Source organism: Streptomyces sp. NC-S4 (genome assembly GCF_054353315.1).
Map to the genome: position 1 here is coordinate 1869108 of NZ_CM135937.1, position 18500 is coordinate 1887607.

The 18500-nt window shown below is 72.9% G+C and carries 15 protein-coding genes; 1 reads left to right on the forward strand and 14 read right to left on the reverse strand.

The features are described 5' to 3' along the window. Window positions 1–31: 31 nt before the first annotated feature. Complete coding sequence (locus tag ACXNSR_RS07875; RefSeq protein ID WP_458641427.1) at window positions 32–2851, forward strand: LuxR C-terminal-related transcriptional regulator; 2820 nt, start codon at window positions 32–34, stop codon at window positions 2849–2851. Here the strand turns inward: ACXNSR_RS07875 and ACXNSR_RS07880 are convergent. The 14 genes from ACXNSR_RS07880 to ACXNSR_RS07945 form a co-directional block, all read right to left on the reverse strand. Then, on the reverse strand, window positions 2794–3348 hold the full coding sequence (locus ACXNSR_RS07880) for a sigma-70 family RNA polymerase sigma factor (RefSeq protein ID WP_458641428.1): 555 nt from the start codon (window positions 3346–3348) through the stop codon (window positions 2794–2796). The genes ACXNSR_RS07875 and ACXNSR_RS07880 overlap by 58 nt on opposite strands. Window positions 3349–3701: 353 nt before the next feature. Further along, window positions 3702–5144: a GuaB1 family IMP dehydrogenase-related protein gene (locus ACXNSR_RS07885; protein ID WP_458641429.1), complete on the reverse strand. Its 1443-nt coding sequence runs from the start codon at window positions 5142–5144 to the stop codon at window positions 3702–3704. A 145-nt stretch (window positions 5145–5289) separates the two neighbouring features. After that, window positions 5290–6441 (reverse strand): XdhC family protein, encoded by a 1152-nt coding sequence (locus ACXNSR_RS07890; RefSeq protein ID WP_458641430.1) that lies wholly within the window; start codon window positions 6439–6441, stop codon window positions 5290–5292. Then, entirely contained in the window at window positions 6441–7742 is a 1302-nt protein-coding gene (locus ACXNSR_RS07895) for an IS701 family transposase (protein ID WP_458641431.1), read from the reverse strand. Before ACXNSR_RS07895 ends, ACXNSR_RS07890 begins: the two co-directional genes overlap by 1 nt. Window positions 7743–7814: 72 nt before the next feature. Beyond that, complete coding sequence (locus tag ACXNSR_RS07900; RefSeq protein WP_458641432.1) at window positions 7815–8462, reverse strand: TMEM175 family protein; 648 nt, start codon at window positions 8460–8462, stop codon at window positions 7815–7817. 112 nt (window positions 8463–8574) lie between these two features. Then, the gene (locus ACXNSR_RS07905) at window positions 8575–8916 is read right to left on the reverse strand and encodes a nuclear transport factor 2 family protein (protein ID WP_458641433.1); all 342 of its coding nucleotides are present in this window, start codon (window positions 8914–8916) and stop codon (window positions 8575–8577) included. Window positions 8917–8928: 12 nt separating this feature from the next. Then, a complete protein-coding gene (locus ACXNSR_RS07910; protein WP_458641434.1) occupies window positions 8929–10491 on the reverse strand; it encodes an ATP-binding protein in 1563 nt (520 codons plus the stop codon). Continuing rightward, window positions 10488–11744: an MFS transporter gene (locus ACXNSR_RS07915; protein WP_458641435.1), complete on the reverse strand. Its 1257-nt coding sequence runs from the start codon at window positions 11742–11744 to the stop codon at window positions 10488–10490. Before ACXNSR_RS07915 ends, ACXNSR_RS07910 begins: the two co-directional genes overlap by 4 nt. 61 nt (window positions 11745–11805) lie before the next feature. Then, the gene (locus tag ACXNSR_RS07920) at window positions 11806–12639 is read right to left on the reverse strand and encodes an FAD binding domain-containing protein (protein ID WP_458641436.1); all 834 of its coding nucleotides are present in this window, start codon (window positions 12637–12639) and stop codon (window positions 11806–11808) included. After that, a complete protein-coding gene (locus ACXNSR_RS07925) occupies window positions 12636–15041 on the reverse strand; it encodes a xanthine dehydrogenase family protein molybdopterin-binding subunit (RefSeq protein ID WP_458641437.1) in 2406 nt (801 codons plus the stop codon). The genes ACXNSR_RS07920 and ACXNSR_RS07925 overlap by 4 nt, the downstream gene beginning before the upstream one ends. Before the next feature lie 5 nt (window positions 15042–15046). Continuing rightward, window positions 15047–15553, reverse strand: coding sequence for a (2Fe-2S)-binding protein (locus tag ACXNSR_RS07930; protein ID WP_458641438.1), 507 nt, complete (start codon window positions 15551–15553; stop codon window positions 15047–15049). A 2-nt stretch (window positions 15554–15555) separates the two neighbouring features. Then, window positions 15556–16170, reverse strand: coding sequence for an NADPH-dependent F420 reductase (locus ACXNSR_RS07935; protein WP_458641439.1), 615 nt, complete (start codon window positions 16168–16170; stop codon window positions 15556–15558). A 37-nt stretch (window positions 16171–16207) separates the two neighbouring features. Then, the gene (locus ACXNSR_RS07940; RefSeq protein WP_458641440.1) at window positions 16208–17692 is read right to left on the reverse strand and encodes an aldehyde dehydrogenase family protein; all 1485 of its coding nucleotides are present in this window, start codon (window positions 17690–17692) and stop codon (window positions 16208–16210) included. 33 nt (window positions 17693–17725) lie between these two features. After that, window positions 17726–18466, reverse strand: coding sequence for a type 1 glutamine amidotransferase domain-containing protein (locus ACXNSR_RS07945; protein WP_458641441.1), 741 nt, complete (start codon window positions 18464–18466; stop codon window positions 17726–17728). Window positions 18467–18500 lie beyond the last annotated feature (34 nt).

An 18500-nucleotide genomic window follows, 5' to 3' on the forward strand; every position in this document is an offset into this window, starting at 1 on the left:
CGGCGCGACGTGACCGGAGGGAATCGCCGACGTGCGGGTCGGGCGGGAACAGCTGCGTGACGAGTTACGGCAATGGGTGCGCGGGGGTGCGGAGGGCCGCGGAGCCCTGCTGATCGTGGAGGGCGAGCCCGGAGCGGGCCGCACCGACTTCGTGCGCGGCGCCCTGGGCGGGGCGGCGGCGCTCGGCTGCCGGGTGCGGTACGGGGCGGCCGACGCCCTCGGGGCGGAGCTGCCGCTGCGGGCCGCACTGGACTGCCTGCACCCCGGCGGGCCGGACCGGGCGGCCGTCGTCGCCCTGCTGCGGGAGGCCGGGGACGCGGCGCGGCCGGGCGGTGCGCTGCTGGCCGCCATGGACCTGCTGACGACCCGGGTGGAGGAGTGGTGCGCGCGGCGGCCCCTGCTGCTGGTGCTGGACGACGCGCACTGGGCGGACCCGGCCAGCCTGCTGCTGTGGCAGCGCCTGGCGGACTGGGCGGTGGCGGACCGGCTGCCGCTGCTGCTGGTGGTGACCCGGCGGCCGCTGCCGGGCCGGCCCGAGCTGGAGCCGCTGTGCGCGACGCCGGGCGCGCGCACGCTCCGGCTGGAGCCGCTGTCCACCGCGGAGACGGACGAGCTGGTCCGGGACCTGCTGGGGGCGGAGCCGGGGCCCCGGCTCCGGGAGGCGGCGCGGCAGGCCGGCGGCAACCCCCGGCTGCTGCGGGAGCTGATCGCGCAGTGGTCCGGGCTCCTGCGGGTCGAGGAGGGCCGGGCGGAACTGCTGCTCCCGGAGGCGGAGTTGCCGCCGCCGCCCGCCTCGGTGACGCGCGGCCTGGACTGGCTGACCGGGCCCGCGCGCACCGCCCTTCGGCACGCGGCGCTGCTGGGTCCGGCCTTCACCGTCCGCGAGCTGGCCCTCGTACGGGGCAGGCCCGCCCGGGAGTTGCTCACGGAGCTGGCCGATCCCCTGTCGGCCGGGCTGCTGGCGGACGCCGGCGGCGGCCGGCTGCGCTTTCGCCACCCGGCCCTGCGGCCGGCCCTGTACGCCGAGATCCCCGCGGCCCTGCGCACGGCCCTGCACCAGGACGCCGCCGAGGCCTTCGCCGGGGCGGGACTGCCCGCGGCCCGGACTGCCGAGCAGCTGCTCGACGGCGGCCCGCTGACGCCCTGGGCGGTGCGCTGGCTGGCGGCCTCGGCCCCGGCGCTGATCGCGGGCGCTCCGGGCGCGGCGGCCGAGCTGCTGGAACGGGCCATCGCGCAGGGCGACCCGCGGGAGCGGGAGACCCGCGACGCGCTGGAGGAGCGGCTCGCGGACGCCGCGCTGATGCTGCGCCGCCCCGAGTCGGTGGAACTGCTGGCCGCCCTGCGGGCCCGGACCACCGACCCCGGCCGCCGGGCCTCGGTCGACTTCAGGCTGGTCTCGGCCCTGATGATCCAGGGGGACATGGCCCGATCCCTGGCGGTGACCGAGCGGGCGCTGGCGCAGGAGTTCCCGTCCGTCGCCCTGCGGCTGCGCCTGGAAGCCTGCCGGGTGCTGGCCCTGGCCGATCTGCACCGGGCGGCCGAGGCCCACGCGCTGGCCGGGCCGGTGGTGGCGGCCGCGCGGCGGCTGCGCGATCCGCTGTGCGCGGCGGAGGCGCACCACGCGGCGTCGTACGCGCTGTTCCACCTGGGGCGCGGGCGGGCCTCGCTGGGGCACGTGGCGGAGGGCATCGGGTGGGCACGGCGCAGCCCGGAGGCCAATGACATGCGGTTGCTGCTGCTGGCGAACCAGGCGGAGGGGCACATGCGATTCGACGAGCCGGTGGTCGTGGCCGCCGCGCTGGAGGAGGCGCGCGAGCTGGCCACGGCGACCCGGTCGACCGGGCGGCTGGTGGTCACGGAGGCCCGGCTCGCCGAGTTCCACTACCGGCGCGGCGACTGGGACGGGGCCCTGGCCGGGGTGGCGCGGGCGGGCCGGCTGCCGGTGTCGGACGGCTGGCTGCCGGTGGTGGTGCACGGGCTGCGGACGCTGGTGCTAGGCCACCGGGACGAGCGGGAGGCGGCCCGCGCCGGGCTCGCGGACCTGCCCGCGGACGCCTTCGCCACGCCCACGGCCCGCCGCTACGCCTCGCACGTACTGCTCGCGCGGGCACTGCTGGCGGAGCGGGACGGCCGGCCGGCCGACGCGCTGGCCGCGCTGCTGCCCGCGCTCGCGGAGGGTGGGGAGGAGGAGTCGGTGTACGAGCGCCCCTGGGTGCTGTCGGAGATCGTCCGGCTGGCGCTGGAGTGCGGGCGGAGCGCCACGGCCCGGGCCGCGGTGGAGTCCTGCGCGCGCTCGGCGCGGGCGCTGGCCGAGTATCCGGGGCCGGCGCTGGCCCTGCTGCGCTGCCGGGGCCTGTTCGCGCAGGATCCGGAGCTGCTGGCACAGGCGGTGGCGCGCGGTGAGCACGGCGGGTGGCCGCTGGTGCTGGGCCAGACCCTGGAGGACCTCGCGGTGGCGCAGGCCTGGCACGGGGATCTGGCGGGGGCGCGGTCGGCGCTGACGCGTGCGGTGGAGGTCTACGAGGCTCCGGGCGCCCGGTGGGACATCGCCCGGGCCGATGCCAGGCTGCGGAGCCTGGGGGTGCGCCGGGGCAGCCGGTCGGCGCGGCGCAGACCGGCGAGCGGCTGGGAGGCTCTGACCCCGGCCGAGCTGAAGGTGGCGCTGCTGGTGGCACAGGGCCGGTCGAATCCGGAGATCGCGAGCGCGCTGTTCCTCTCGCCGAGGACGGTGCAGACGCACGTGTCGCACATCCTGGCCAAGCTGCAGGTCCGTTCGCGGGCGGCGGTGGCGGCTCAGGCGGCGGCGCGGCCGCCGGGCGCGGCGGGCACTGCGGGCGTGCCGGGTCCGTAGCCGGGCATGGCGGCGCGCAGTGCCCGCAAGGCGTAGTGGGTACGGGACTTCACGGTGCCGGCGGGCAGACCGAGCACCTCGGCGGCCTCGCCGACGGAGGAGCCGTGGTAGTAGATCTGCACGAGCACGGCGCGGTGCGCGGGGCTCAGCAGGCGCAGTGCCCGGCGGACGTCGAGGGTGGCGACGGCCTGTTCGGTGTGGTCGTCGGCGGCCGGGGAGTGGTCGAGGGCGTCGGGCCCGACCTCGGCGGGCCGTACCCGGCGGGCCCGCCGGGCGTCGATGGCGAGGCGCCGGCCGACGGTGTAGAGCCAGGGCCGCACGGAGGTGTGGCCGCTCTCCAGGGCCTCGGGGTGGGTCCAGGCCCGGAAGAGGGTCTCCTGCAGGAGGTCCTCGGCGCGCTGGCGGTCGCCGAAGGTGAGGCCGAGGAGGAATCCGTAGAGGGCCTTGCCGTGCTCGCTGTGCAGCCGGGCGAGGGCGTGCGGGTCGGTTCTGGTCACGGGGGTGCCCCTTCCGGGTCGGGTCACCTCAGCGTGACGGCCCGCGGCCCCGGAGTTATCCGCCGCTTGGCGTATCCGGCTGCCGCCTGCGCCGAACGGTCCCCCGCTGCGCCGAACGGTCGTGCGGGTACCGCTGCGCGGGGCCTTCCCCCACCCCGCCCTTCCGCCGTTCCCCGGGGCTCGGCCCCGGACCCGGACCCGGCGCCTCAAACGCCGGCGAGGCTACAAGACAGCCTCGCCGGCGTTTGAGGCGCGGGGTTCTGGGGCGGAGCCCCAGCAGCGGCGCCGCACCCGGGAACGCACGTGGCCTCGGCCGTCCGCAGAGGGACGGCCGAGGCCACGGAACGGAAGAACTAGCTCCAGCTGGCGTGCAGCGGCTTGCCCTCGGCGTAGCCGGCGGCGGACTGGATGCCGACCACGGCCTTCTCCTCGAACTCCGCGAGGGAGCCGGCACCGGCGTAGGTGCAGGAGGAGCGGACGCCCGCGATGATCGAGTCGATCAGGTCCTCGACGCCCGGGCGGGCCGGGTCGAGGAACATGCGCGAGGTGGAGATGCCCTCCTCGAACAGGCCCTTGCGGGCGCGGTCGTAGGCCGACTCCTCGCTCGTGCGGTTCTGCACCGCGCGGGCGGAGGCCATGCCGAAGGACTCCTTGTAGAGGCGGCCCTCGGCGGACTGCTGGAGGTCGCCCGGGGACTCGTACGTACCGGCGAACCAGGAGCCGATCATCACGTTGGACGCACCGGCGGCCAGCGCCATCGCCACGTCGCGCGGGTGCCGGACGCCACCGTCGGCCCACACGTGCTTGCCGTACTTCTTCGCCTCGGCCGCGCACTCCAGCACCGCGGAGAACTGCGGGCGGCCCACGCCGGTCATCATGCGGGTGGTGCACATGGCGCCGGGGCCCACACCGACCTTGATGATGTCCGCGCCGGCTTCGATGAGGTCCTTGACGCCCTCGGCGGCGACGATGTTGCCCGCCACGATCGGGACCTGCGGGTCCAGGGCGCGGATGGCCTTGATCGCGTTGATCATCGACTCCTGGTGGCCGTGCGCCGTGTCGATGACGAGCGTGTCCACGCCCGCGTCGAGCAGCTGCTTGGCCTTGGCCACGAAGTCGCCGTTGATGCCGACGGCGGCCGCGATGCGCAGCTTGCCGTTCGCGTCGGTGGCCGGGGTGTAGAGCGTCGCGCGCAGGGCGCCCTTGCGGGTGAGGATGCCGACGAGCTTGCCGTCCTTGTCGACGGCCGGGGCCAGCTTGCGGTGGCCGGCGTCGAGCTGGTTGAAGGCCTCGCGGGGGTCGATGTCGGCGTCGATGAGCAGCAGCTCCTTCGACATGACCTCGGAGAGCTGGGTGAAGCGGTCGACGCCGGTCAGGTCGTGCTCGGTGACGACGCCGACCGGGCGGCCCTCGGAGTCGACGACGACTCCGGCGCCGTGGGCGCGCTTGGGCAGCAGGGACAGCGCGTCGGCGACCGTCTGGGTGGGTGCCAGCGTGATCGGGGTGTCGAGGACGTGGTGGCGGGTCTTGACCCAGGAGATGACGTCGGTGACGACCTCGATCGGGATGTCCTGCGGGATGACGACGATTCCGCCGCGGCGGGCGACCGTCTCGGCCATCCGGCGGCCCGCGATGGCGGTCATGTTGGCCACGACGAGGGGAATGGTGGTGCCGGTTCCGTCGGGCGAGGACAGGTCGACACCCTGGCGGGAACCGACCGCGGAGCGGCTCGGCACCATGAACACATCGTCGTACGTCAGGTCGTACGGCGGCTTCAGGTCATTGAGGAAACGCACGTGCTGAACATCCCAGTCGATCGAAGGATCCGTCTACGCCCCGGCAGGACAGCCGGGGAAACGCACGTACTTCATTCTCCCACGGCCTGGCGTTCACACCTTCCGGGCTGATCGTCCAGGACATACCGGGCCGGGTGGTCGTTTCCTACGGGACCTTGGTCCCGGCGGGCCGGGTCCGGCGGTGGACCGGACCGCGCCGCCCGGCCAGCGGGAGCACCGATCCGCCGTGCCGGACGGCCGTGAACTCGGCGGCTATGGCCAGCGCGGTCTCCTCCGGGGTGGCGCCGCCGAGGTCGAGTCCGATGGGTGAGCGCAGGCGGGCCAGGGCGGAGTCGGTGATGCCCCGGTCCCGCAACCGTCTCTCGCGCTCGGCGTGGGTGCGGCGCGATCCCATGGCACCCACGTAGCCCAGGGGCAGCCGCAGGGCCAGTTCCAGCAGCGGTACGTCGAATTTGGCGTCGTGGGTGAGGACGCAGACCGCGGTACGGGAGTCCAGGCGGCCCGCGTCCCATTCGGCGGCCAGGTGCCGGTGCGGCCAGTCGACGACCACCTCGTCGGCGCCGGGGAAGCGGGCCGGGGTCGCGAAGACGGGCCGGGCGTCGCACACGGTGACCCGGTGGCCCAGGAAGGCGCCGATCCGGGCGAGGGCCGCGGCGAAGTCGATGGCCCCGTAGACGAGCAGCCGGGGCGGCTCGGCGGCCGATTCCACGAGGAGGGTCAGGGGCTGACCGCAGAGCCCGCCGGCCGTGCCGAGCTCGGCGGTGCCGGTGCGCCCGGCCAGCAGCAGCGCCCGTACCTGCCGGGCGGCGGCCCGGTCCAGGTCGGGGCCGCCGCCGAGCCCGCCCTCGTAGGTGCCGTCGGCGTGGACGGCGAGCGCCCGGCCCAGCTGGGGCTGCGGTCCGCGGACCACCCGGGCGAGTGCGGCCCGGGCGCCCTGGGCGGCGGCGTCGAGCACCGAGCCGAGCACGGGCCGGACCGGGTCGGGCCCGCGCACCGGGGTGACCAGGACGTCGAGGACTCCGCCGCAGGTCAGGCCGACGGCGAAGGCGTCGTCGTCGCTGTAGCCGAAGCGGTGCAGGCCGCCTTCGCCGGAGGCGATGGCGTCGAGGCACAGCTCGTGCACGGCGGATTCCACGCAGCCTCCGGAGATGGAGCCGAGCGCGGTGCCCTTGTCGTCGACGGCGAGGGAGGCACCGGGGCCGCGGGGAGCGCTCCCACTGACGGCGACGACGGTGGCGAGTGCGAACTCCCGCTGCGCGGCGCACCACGCGCGTAGCTCGTCGGCTATGTCGAGCATCAGCGGATGTACTCGCGGCGCGGGACGGGTCCGGGCAGGTGCGGGCGCGGCGGCAGGACGGCCGGGGTCGCCGGCCGGGCCGCGGGTGGTCGCGCCGACGCGGCGGCCGACCGGGTGGGTCCGGGGTATCCGTCGGGTACCGGCGGGCGCGCGCCGAGGAGTCTCGCGGCGTGGGCCACGCTGGCGAGGGTGGCGTGGTGGTGCCAGCCCCGGAAGGAGCGGCCCTCGAAGTCCCGGATGCCCACGGGTTCGCAGGTCTCGGCGAAGTCGAGGGAGACGCGGTCGGTGAGTTTGGCGAGCAGGAAGAGCTGGGCGAGCGGCCGGTCGCCGATGTTGGTGATCCAGAACTCGGAGGGCAGCAGGGCGGCTTCGGTCCAGGCTCCGACCAGCAGCAGCGGGGTGGGCGGCGCGGGCACGGGGCGGTCCTCGCAGGGGGTGGCGAAGATCGAGGCCGAGGTCAGCAGGGTGACCGCGCCCTCGGCGCGGCCGTGCCGGGTCCATTCGACGACGCGGCGCTGGGAGCGCAGGGAGTCGATGAGCTCGCGGGCGGGGGCGGTGTGCGGCCCGGGCTTGTACCGGCCGGCGCCGCCGAAGGAGACGGGCAGCGAGCCGTCGACCTTGAAGACGAAGGGGATGTCCTGGAGGGTGAAGGACTCGATGCTCTGGGGGAGATCGCCGTTGGCGACCTCCATCACCACGGGCCGGCGCTGGAGTTGCCAGCTGGCGGCCATCCGCTGGACGGCGTGTACGGCGTCCTGGGCGGGGGTGAGGGAGCGGGCCGTGTCGGGGATGCCGGCCCGGCGGCGGCGCAGGAGTTCGCTGGTCCAGGGCCCGGGGAGGGTGAGGGTCCATTCGACCGGGAAGCTGGCCTCGCTGGAGGCGAGCCAGATCCCGCTCGCCTGCTGGCAGTTGGCGGTGCGGCCGAGCTGGGGCACGAACTGCCGGCCGACGCCGACGGAGCGGTCCCCGGCCTTCTCTATGACCATGGGCTGGAGCACCCAGGCCAGGGGGCGCTGCGCGGTGCGTTCGAGGTGCTGGGCGAGGGAGCGGCGGACCGGGGTCCAGTCCCAGGGGGACTTGCTGATGAACTGCTGGAGGCTCTGCTCGACGGAACTGGCCCCTGTTCCGGCGATGTTACGAATTGTTTTCTTCCCGGTGGTACGCACCAGGCCGTTCAGATAAACGCGGGCCCAGTTTCGCTGGTCCCGCCGGGGTAATGATTCGAAGAGAAGAGAGATCAGGACGTCGATCAATTCGGAGATTTCCGTCGTGGAATCCTCCGGCAGGACTACGCGAGCCATCTGGGCCTCCCCCGCGACCAGCTAGATCCAATACCCTACTTGACCGTCCAGAACGGCCGTAGGCCCCGGCGGCTACTTCCTGAGGTCGCTGGCAGTTTCGAGCCGCTCTTCCTCTACCACGAGGGGGATGGGGATCTGGTTCGCCGCATAGTAGATCGCGATCAGGAAGTGGGCGACAAGTGTGAGTGGTGCGGAGTAGAAGGCCAGCAGGACGGTGAGGGGGTACGCGATGGCCCCGAGGCCGAAGCGCACCCGTGTGGCGCGTGCGCCGTCCTTGTCCACCTGCTCGTGGAAGAGGTGGCCGACCCGGGTGACGTACCACCAGAAGCCCAGGAACGCGAGGGCGTAGGCCACGGTGACGGCGCTGTAGAGGACGGCCGCCGCGTTGGCGGAGCCACCTTCCTCCATGAGGTGCTCGGCGAGGACGTTGGTGGTGTACGGCACCACCGACACCACCATCAGCACCAGGAGATTCAGGAACAACAGGGGGCGGTCCACCCTCCTGAGGTGACTGAAGATGGTGTGGTGGTTCACCCACATCACACCGATGATGAGGAAACTCACGATGTATGCGGCGTAATGGGGCCACTGTTCCCGGACTCCGTGCCAGAAGTCCGAGCCGGTTTCTTCCGGAACCTTTAATTCCAGAACGAGGATCGTGATGATGACGGCGAATACGCCGTCACTGAATGCCTCGATCCGCCCGGTTTCGCTTTCCATTGCCTCCCCTTTGCCACTTCATGCATATAAGCAGCCCGCGCGCACGCTGTGCCACACATACGGGGAGGGCGCTGCGGCGCCCTCCCCGCACACGCTACCCAGATTCCGGCCGTCAGCTGCCGAATCCGGCTGTCTGGCGCCAGATTCGGCCATCGCGGACGACGAGTGTCCCGAACGCGTGCTCCGGTTCGCCGTTCAGGTTCATGATCGCCCGGTAGAAGATGGTGTCCTCGGTCTCGATGTACTCCTGGAGTTCCACGAGCGAGGGCTTCACCGTGAGGTAGCCGGTGAACGTCTCGCGAACCTCCTCGATCCCCACCGAGGCCCCCTCGAAGCGCAGCAGCACGGCGTCGTCGGTGTAGTTCTTCATCACCGCCTCGATGTCCAGGGCGGCCAGCGCCTCCATCTGGCGGACGAACACCGGGTGCAGCTTGGAGATGTCGTACTTGGCCATGTCGACTCCGTTTCAACTGGGAGAGGTGCCCGGGACGGGTGCCGTTTCAGGTGCCGTTTCGGGTGCCGTTTCGGGTGCCGGTTCGGGTGTTGTCGCAGGTGGGGCACAGGACTGGGCGCTGCCGGCGAAGGGCAGGCGGACGACCATCCGGGTCTCACCGGGACGCGAGCGGGCGGTGATCGACCCGTGGTGGCGCTGGGTCACGATGCGGTAGCTGAGGTGCAGCCCCAGGCCCGTGCCCTTGCCCACGTCCTTGGTGGTGTAGAAGGGTTCGAAGATCCTCGGCAGGGACTCGGCCGGGATGCCGCGGCCGGTGTCGGCGATCTCGACGACCATGCAGACGCCTTCGGCGCGGGCGCGCAGGGTCAGCACCCCGGAGCCCTCCATGGCCTCGGCCGCGTTGTCGACCAGGTTGGTCCACACCTGGTTCAACTCGCTCGGATAGCCCGTCAGTTCGGGCAGCTCGGGCTCGTACTCACGCACGATGGTGATGCCGGCCAGCTTGGCACGCAGGACGACCAGCGTGTTCTCCAGTCCGTCGGTCACCGGGAAGCGCTGTTCCGGTGCCCGGTCGAGGTTGGCGTAATCCCGGGTGGCGGAGACGAGCTGGGAGATCCTGGGACCCGCGGCCCGCAGCTCCGCGGCGAGCGAGCGGATCTCCAGCAGCGCCGCCAGGTGGTCCAGGGCCGGGGCGAGCGCCGGCTCTCCCACGCCCTCCAGCCGCTCCAGCAGCCAGCCCAGCTCCAGCCCGAGGTCCGCGATCCCCGATCCGAGCAGGCCGGGCCGTTCGGTGCCCGCCTCCTCGGCCCAGTCGGCGATCTCCTCCTCGGCGTCGGCCTGGGCGAACGGGTCGGTGGTCGCGGGCGGCGGCAGCTTGTCCAGTTCGTCGGCGAGCCGGTCCAGGAGCGAGCGCTCCGCCCCCGAGGCGGCCGCGCCCCAGGCCTGGGCGGTACGGGTGAGCCGCTCCAGGGCGGGGGCCAGTTCCTGCGCGGCCCGGGCCACGGCCGCCGCCGGGTTGTTCAGCTCGTGGGCCAGCCCCGCGGCCAGGGTGCCGAGCGCCTCCACGGTGGCCCGTTTGCGGGCCTGCACCTCGGAGGACTTGATGCGCCAGGCCAGTACGGGGATCAGTACGGCGGCCACCCCGTGGCAGCGGGTCAGCATCTCGAAGAAGACCGGCTTCGGGTAGGCCACCACCGTGGTCGAGGGGCCGCTGGCGGCCGCGGTGGCCACGTAGGAGCCGTCGGTCAGCAGGGGCAGTTCGCCGGTGAACCGGTGGGCGGCGGACGGCTTGCCGTCGTGGTCCTCGGCGGCGGCGCTCTCCTCCTCGGTGGAGTGCCGGGTGAGCACCTCCTCCCGGCCGTCGACGACCTTGGTGACGACCAGCCCGCCGGAGAGCAGCACGTGGAAGCCGGTGGCCTCCTCGCCGTCCCGGAAGAGGACGTCCCCGTCGGCCAGGATCCGGGGCTCGGAGACCGACACCAGCCAGTCCAGCTGCTCCTCGGTGATCGCGGCGAAGATCTCCAGCTCGCGCAGGGCTGACCGCAGCCCGGGGCCCTTCGTGTCCGCCGCGTTCACGCCGCACTCCCCTCGGCCCGGGTCCGGGCGGCCAGTCTCAGGGTGGCCAGCAGGGCCAGCACGCACACGCCGGCCACGGCGGCCATGAAGCCGACCGAGGTGCGGTGCAGTCCGTGGATGTTGGTGAGCATCCCGGCGAGGACCGCCGGGACGCTCATCGCGAGGTACGCGAAAACGTATACGGCGGCGGTCAGTTCGCCGCGGTGCGCCGGTTGCGCGAGCGTGCTCAGCGCACGGAAGGAGCCGAGGAAGGCGGCGCCCCAGCCGCTGCCGAGGACGGCCGTGGCCACGAGGAACACGGCGGCCGAACGGACCCCCAGAGCGAGCAGCACCAGCCCGAGTCCGGCGAGGAGGCCGAACAGGCCGAGCACGGCGGTGCGCAGCGCCTCGGTGCGGCCGAGCATCAGCTGGGCGGTGGTGGCGGCGCCCGCGAGCAGGGCGACCGTGGCGCCGCCCACGAGGTAGTTGGCGGACTCCAGCAGCGACAGCGCCAGGTGCGGGCCGAGGGAGAGGTAGAAGCCGCCCACCGACCAGACCGCGACGATGGTCAGGACGAGGACGGCGAAGCGGCCGCGGGCGTCCGCCGGTACGCGGATCCGGTGCGGGACCACCCGGAAGCGGCCGCCGGCGCCCGGCGCGCTCTCCCGCATCCGGACCACCCCCACCAGGGTCGCGGCGAAGGCCCCGACCAGCAGCAGGTAGCTCAGTACGGTCGGCGCGGGTGCGAACTGGACGAGGAGTCCGGCCCCGATCCCGCCGAGCCCGATGCCCACGGTGGGTCCGGCGCTGTTGACCTGGGCGCCGAGTGCGGGTCTGGACGCGGGGCTGAGTTCCAGCAGGGCCGCGCCCATCGCCCCGGTGGCCAGGCCCACGGCGAGCCCCTGGACGGCGCGGGCGGCCAGCAGCAGGCCCAGTCCCCGGGCCCCGGCGAACAGGCCCATCGAGACCATGGCCAGGACCAGTGCGGCGCCCAGGACCGGGCGGCGGCCCAGGGTGTCGGAGAGGGAGCCGAACAGCAGGAGTCCGGCCAGGACGGTGACCGCGTACAGGGCGAAGACCACCGTGATCGTGCCGGAGGAGAGCCCCCACTCCCGCTGGTAGAGCACGTAGAGGGCGGAGGGCACGGAGGAGGAGAGCATCAGCAGGACGAGGACCGCTCCCACCACCCAGAAGCCGGAGCCTCTGGGCGCACTGGCCGCGTGCGCGGCTGGGTGCACGGTTACCCCCGTGGTCGTCTCGGATGTGTCGGCCACTGCGTCACTCAACTCCCCCGTGATGGGGCCCGTGGCGGGCCCCGTGGTGTGCCCTCCCGGGCTATCGGTCGAGGGCCTGCCCGGCCCTCTGCAGGGCCCGGGCCGTGAGGACCCCCGCGAGATGGCCGAGGTACTCGGCCGAGGTGCCGCGCCCGGGGACGAAGAGCTCCCTGGGTTCGGCGCGGAAGGCCGCGAGCACGGCGTCCGTGCCGTAGGTGCCCCCGCGCAGCCGGTCCTCGACCCCGCGCAGCCGCACGGGCCGGGCGGTGGCCCCGGTGACGGCGATGCGCGGCCCGCCCGGGGTGATCCGTACGGCGGTGGCGCACACCGGGTAGCGGGTGGCCCGGTCGGCGGTCTTCTCGAAGGCGGCCGCGGGTCCGGCGGCCGGCACGAGCAGCGCGGTCAGGACCGTGCCGGCGGGCGGGCCGCCGGCCGCGAGCTCCTCGGCCGTCAGGGTGGTCCGCCCGCCGGGGCCGGCCAGTTCGACCGCGGCGTCGGCGGCCATGGCGGCGACCGGCAGGTCGGTGGCCCGCCCGGCGGCGGCGAGGTTGCCGCCGACGGTGCCGAGGTTGCGGACCTGGGGGTCGCCGTTGGCGCGGGCCGCGGCGGCCAGTTCCGGTGCTTCGGCGAGCACCAGCGGGTAGGCGGCCAGTTCGGCGAGCGTGGTGAGGGCTCCGATCCGCAGCCCGGTGCCGTCGGGAGTGCGCGTGACTCCGCGCAGCTCCGCCAGTCGGCGGATGTCGACCAGGAGGGCGGCCCGGTCGGCTCCCGCGCGCAGGTCGGGCAGCAGGCTCTGGCCTCCGGCCAGGATCCTGGCGCCGCGGGTCCCGGACAGCAGGGTGAGCGCCTCGTCCAGGCCGGCGGGCCGGGCGTAGTCGAACTCGGTGAGGATCACTGGGCTTCCCCTCTCAGGCGGCGCCAGACCTTCTCGGGGGTGAGCGGCATGTCGATGTGCTGGACGCCCAGGTCGGAGAGGGCGTCGACGACGGCGTTGACGACGGCCGCGGCGGGCGGGACGGTGGCGATCTCGCCGGCCCCCTTGGCGCCGAGCGGGTTGTGCGGGCTGGGCGTGACGGTCTTGTCGAGCGTGAAGAACGGCACGTCGGCGGCGCGCGGCAGGGCGTACGAGGTGAGGTCGGAGCTGATGAGCATGCCCTGTTCGTCGTAGACGGCGGCCTCCATCAGGGCCTGGCCGAGGCCGTGCGTGATGCTGCCCTCGATCTGGCCGAGGACGATCTTGGGGTTGCCGATGTGGCCTGCGTCGTCGACGGCGGTGTAGGACACCACCTCGGTCTCGCCGGTCAGTTCGTCGATCTCGACGACCGCCACGTGCGTGCCGAAGGGGTAGTTGAAGTCCGGCGGGTCGAAGTGGGTGGTCTCGTCGAGGGCGGGTTCGATCTCCGCGGGCAGCCCCCAGCCGTACCACATGGACATCGCCAGCTCGGCGAAGGTCTTGGTGTTCTGCTCGTTGCCCTCTTCGTATACGCGGCCGCCCTCGTAGACGACCTTGTCCTCGGGGACGCCGAGGAAGACGGCGCCGGCCCGGATCAGTTTGCTCTTGATCTTGCGGGCGGTGAGGGCGACGGCGGGCGCGGCCATGCTGTAGGAGCGGGAGCCGTAGGTGCCCTGCCCGTACGGGGCCTTCTGCGTGTCGCCCTCCAGGACCTGGACGGTGTCCGGGTCGATGCCGAGCTCGTCGGCGGCGACCTGCGCGAAGACCGTGCCGTGGCTCTGGCCGGTGGAGGCGGAACCCACGATGACGGTGACCTCGCCGGTCGGGTGGACGCGGATGTTCGCGCTCTCCCAGGTGCCGCCGAGCATGCCCTCCTGGGACATCCGGGTGGAGGGGCCGACCCCGCAGATCGCGACGTAGGTGGCGAGGCCGACGCCGAGCCGCTTGCCGCGGGTGCGGGCCTCGGCCTTGCGGGCGGGCATGTCGGCGTAGCCCGACAGCTCGATGGCCCTGTCGAAGTTCAGCTGGTAGTTCCCGGAGTCGTAGGTCCAGCCGAGGCCGTTGTCGTACGGGAACTTCTCCTTCGGCACCAGGTTCTTGCGGCGGACGGCTGCCGGGTCCATGCCGATCTCGGAGGCGTACCGGTCGACGAGGCGCTCCATGAGGAAGGCGGCCTCGGCGCGTCCGCTGCCCCGCTGGGCGCCGAGCGAGACGGTGTTGGTGAAGGCGGCGTAGACCTCGCAGAAGGCGGCGTCGATGTCGTACATGCCGCTGATGGAGCGGCCCATCAGGGCGGTGGCGACTCCGGGGCCGATCGTGGAGGGGTACGCGCCGAGGTTGGCGTAGCTGGTGCAGCGCACGGCGGTGATCCGGCCGTCGCGGGTGCCGGCGAGCGTCACGTGCTGGCGGTGGTCACGGCCCTGGACGGTGGAGTTCATCAGCCCGGTACGGGTGTCCACCCACTTCACGGGCCGGCCGAGCGCCTTGGACAGCAGCAGCACCAGCGCCATGTCGGGGTACAGGTACCCCTTGGTGCCGAAGCTGCCGCCGACGGTCGGGGCGATGACCCGGAGCTTGTTGAAGGGGATGCCGAGGACCAGCGCCGAGAGCAGGAAGCGGTGGTTGTGCGGGCCCTGGGTGGAGGCGTAGAGGGTGTACTCGCCGGTGGCCGCGTCGTAGTCGCCGACGGCGCCGCGCGGCTCGATGGGGCTGTTGATGGTGCGCTGGTTGACCAGGTCGAGCTCGACGGTGACCTCGGCGGCGGCGATGGCGGCGTCGGTCCGGTCCTTGTCGCCGCAGGTCCAGTACGCGTTGAGGTTGCCCGGGACGGCTTCGTGGAGCTGGGGCGCGCCCTCGGCGAGCGCCTCGTCGGCGCGGGTGACCACGGGCAGCGGTTCGTACTCGACGGCGATGGCGGCGAGCGCCGCGGTGGCCTGGCGCGGGGTCTCGGCGACGACGACGGCGATGGGGTCGCCGACGTGCCGGACGGTGTCGCCGGTGAGGACGGGGCGGGCGCCGGGGAGTCCGTAGGGGTGGGGCGGGAAGTGGCTCTCGACGCCGCCGGGGATCCAGATGCAGGGCAGCGGCATGACGTCGGTGAAGTCGGCGGCGGTGGCCACCTTGAGCACGCCGGGCAGCTGCTCGGCGGCCTTGGTCTCGATGGAGAGGATCCTCGCGTGCGCCACCGGGCTGCCCAGGATGGCCATGTGGGCGGTGCCCGGCAGGTCGATGTCCGCCACGTACGTGGCCTCGCCGCGCAGCAGTTGCGGATCCTCGCGGCTGTCCAGCGGCTGTCCGAGGACGCCGCTCCCCGTGGCCGGGGCCTCCCCCGTCACTGCGGTCATGTCCCTCACACCTCCTGTCCGGCTGCGGTGGACGCGGCGGAGCCGGCGGGCACCTCGGCGCGGGCGGCCGCGCAGGCGCGCTGCACGCCGCGGACGACGCTGTGGTAGCCGGTGCAGCGGCACAGGTTGCCGGTGAGCCACTCGCGGATCTCGGGTTCGGTGGGGGCTTCGCCGCCGGCGGTGGAGTCGACGAGTTCGCCGAGGGCCATGACCATGCCGGGGGTGCAGAAGCCGCATTGGGTGCCGTGCTCCTGGCGCAGGGCCTCCTGGAGGCCGGACAGTTCACCGCCGCGGGTGGTCTCGCCCTCGATGGTGGCCACCTCGCTGCCCGCGGCGGAGGCGGTCAGGACCAGGCAGCTCTTGACGGACCTGCCGTCGAGGCGGACGACGCAGGTGCCGCACTGGCCGGTGTCGCAGCCGACCTTGGTGCCGGTCAGCCCGAGCCCGTCGCGGAGCCGTTCCACGAGCAGTTCGTTCGGCTGTGCCGAGAACTGCTCGGGTCTTCCGTTCACCTTCAGTGTGATATCCATGCCAGCGCCTGCGCTTCCGTGAGCGGCCGGTTGAAAAGGGGCCCGCCGGGTTGTTGGAGAATTCCTCCGGAGTGCAGCGGGCCGGTGTCCACGGGTGCGAATCCCAGATCCGTGATGATTCCCGCGACGATTTCCTTCGATTTCACGTCGTCGCCCGCCGTGAAATGCGCCAGGCGCTCTCCGGAACTGGTGCCGGCGACGGCGAGGGTTTCGAAATGCATGGTGTTCAGGGATTTGACGACCTGGGCGTCGGGGTACCACTCGGCGACCAGGTCGCTGGAGCCGCGCCCGCCGAGGTCGGCGGGGGTGCCGGGGCCGCCGAACGCGTTCGTGGCGTCCACCAGCACCTTGTCCTGCACGGCGTACGGCGGGAGCAGCCCGCGGACGCGTTCGAAGGGCACCATCAGCACCAGGAGTTCGGCCCGGTCGGCGGCCTCGGCGGGGTGCGCCGCCGAGGCCGCCCGTCCCAGCTCGGCCACGAGCGGGCCGAGGGTCTGCGGGCCCCGGGCGTTCGCGAGGACGACCTGATGGCCTGCCGCCACGAGGATCCTGGCCAGGGTCGAGCCGATCCGCCCGGTGCCGATGATGCCTGTCCGCATTGCCGCTCCTCGGGAAAGGGGGGTCTCGGTAGCGCTCTCAGTCCATGCCGATCCAGACCGATTTGGTCTGGGTGTAGCTCTCCAGCGACTCGGGGCCGCACTCGCGGCCGTAGCCGGAGGCCTTGTAGCCGCCGTAGGGCACGGCGGGGTCGTACTGGTTGTAGCAATTGACCCAGACGGTGCCGGCCTTGATCTGCGAGGCGACCCGGTGGGCCCGCCGCAGGTCCTTGGTGTGGACGCCGGCGGCGAGGCCGTACGCGCTGTCGTTGGCGATGCGTACGGCGTCCTCCTCGGTGTCGAAGGGGATGATCGACAGGACCGGGCCGAAGATCTCCTCCTGGGCGATCCGCATGCCGTTGTCGACGCCGGTGAAGACGGTCGGCAGGAAGTACAGGCCCTGACTGGAGGCGCCCTCGGGGGTCCAGCCGCTGCCGCCGGTGCGCAGGACCGCGCCTTCCTTCTCGCCGACCTCGATGTACGAGCTGACCTTGTCGAACTGTCCGCGGTGGGCCAGCGGCCCGAAGAGGGTGGCCGGGTCGCGCGGGTCGCCGGGCTTGAGGTCGGCGGCCCGGCGGACCAGGCGTTCGACCATCTCGTCGTGGATGGGGCGCTGCAGCAGCAGCCGGGATCCGGCGGTGCAGATCTCGCCCTTGTTGTAGTAGATGCCGAAGAAGGCGAGTTCCTCGGCGGCGTCGAGGTCGGCGTCGGCGAAGACGATGTTGGCGGACTTGCCGCCGAGCTCCATCGTCACCTTCTTCAGGGTGCCGGCCGCCTTGCGGATGATGGTCTGGCCGACCGAGGTGGAACCGGTGAAGGCGATCTTGTCGATGTCGGGGTGGCCGGTGAGGGTCTCCCCCAGTTCCACGCCCGGGCCGGTGATGACGTTCAGCACCCCGTCGGGGATCTCCGCCTCCTGGAAGAGCTCGGCGATCTTCAGGGCGGTCAGCGGGGTGGCCGGGGAGGGCTTGTGGACCACCGTGTTGCCCGCAGCGAGCGCCGGTGCGATCTTCGTCATCGACAGGAGCAGCGGGAAGTTGAACGGGGTGATGGCGCAGACCACGCCCAGCGGTTCGCGCAGGGTGTAGGCGAGCTGGCCGCCGGCCGGGGCCCGCGAGGAGCCGTCGACGCGGGTCACGGCCCCGGCGTAGTAGTGCATGAGCTGGGCGGCCATGGGAGCGTCGACCGTGCTGGAGAACGCGAACGGCTTGCCCATGTCCACGGTCTCCAGCAGGGCGATCTCCTCCAGGTCGCGCTCGATGAGCTCACCGACCCGGTTCAGCCGCAGCGCGCGCTCCTGGGCCGACAGTCTGCTCCAGGGGCCTTCCTCGTACGCCGTGCGGGCGGCGGCGACGGCCGCGTCCGCGTCGGCGGCGGCGGCCTGGGCCACCGGTACGATCTCCTGCCCGTCCACGGGGCTGATGTCCGGTTCGGTACGGCCGTCCCGGGCCGGGACCCAGGCGCCGCCGATGAACAGTTTCCCGGGGTTGGCGAGGGGCTGGCCGCTCAGCTCACGCTTGGTCATGGCTGCCTTCCGGTGTCGGGTGCGGGGGCGGTACTAGCCCTTCGCGAGCTGCCGCAAGAAGGTCTCGGCGAGGGCCTTGGAGGAGTAGGGGTTCTGGCCGGTCGTCAGCTTGCGGTCGACGACCACGTGCGAGTCCCAGATGGCGTCGGCCTTCTCGTAGCGGGCGCCGAGCCGGGTGAGTTCGACCTCCAGGATCAGCGGGAGCCGGCCGGCCATGTTGGTGACCAGTTCCTCGCTGTGCGAGAAGGCGGTCATGCGGTAGCCCTCGAACGGCCAGCGGCCTTCGCCGTCGCGCAGCGCGAGCAGCGCGGTGTGGCCGTGGCACACGGTGGCGAGCGGCTTGTCCTGGGCGATGACCCAGCGAAGGATCTGGGCGAGCTCGTCGGACTTGGGGAGGTCGCCGATGGCACCGTGACCGCCGCTGACGTACACGCCGTCGTAGTCCGTGATGTCCTTCTCGGTGAGGGTCTCCAGGGCGATGGGGGCTCTCAGCTGTGGGGTGTTCTCGATGGCCCGGACGTACTCCTCGGCGTTGGCCGCGTCCTCGTCCGGCGACCCCTGGGGGCGGACCCACTGGAGGAACTGGGGGTCGATGCTCGTCCGGTCGACCGTCGGTGCCCGGCCTCCGATCGTCGCCACGTCCACGTCGTGGCCGGCCGCTTTGAAGAGCGAGAAGGGCACGACGAATTCCTCGGCCCAGAATCCCGAGGGGTGCTGTTCGCCGTCGAGCAGGTGCAGTGTGGCTTTGGCCGTCATGACGACGAGAATCTTCATGATTCTCTCCTTGTTCTGGATTCGCTGCCGATTC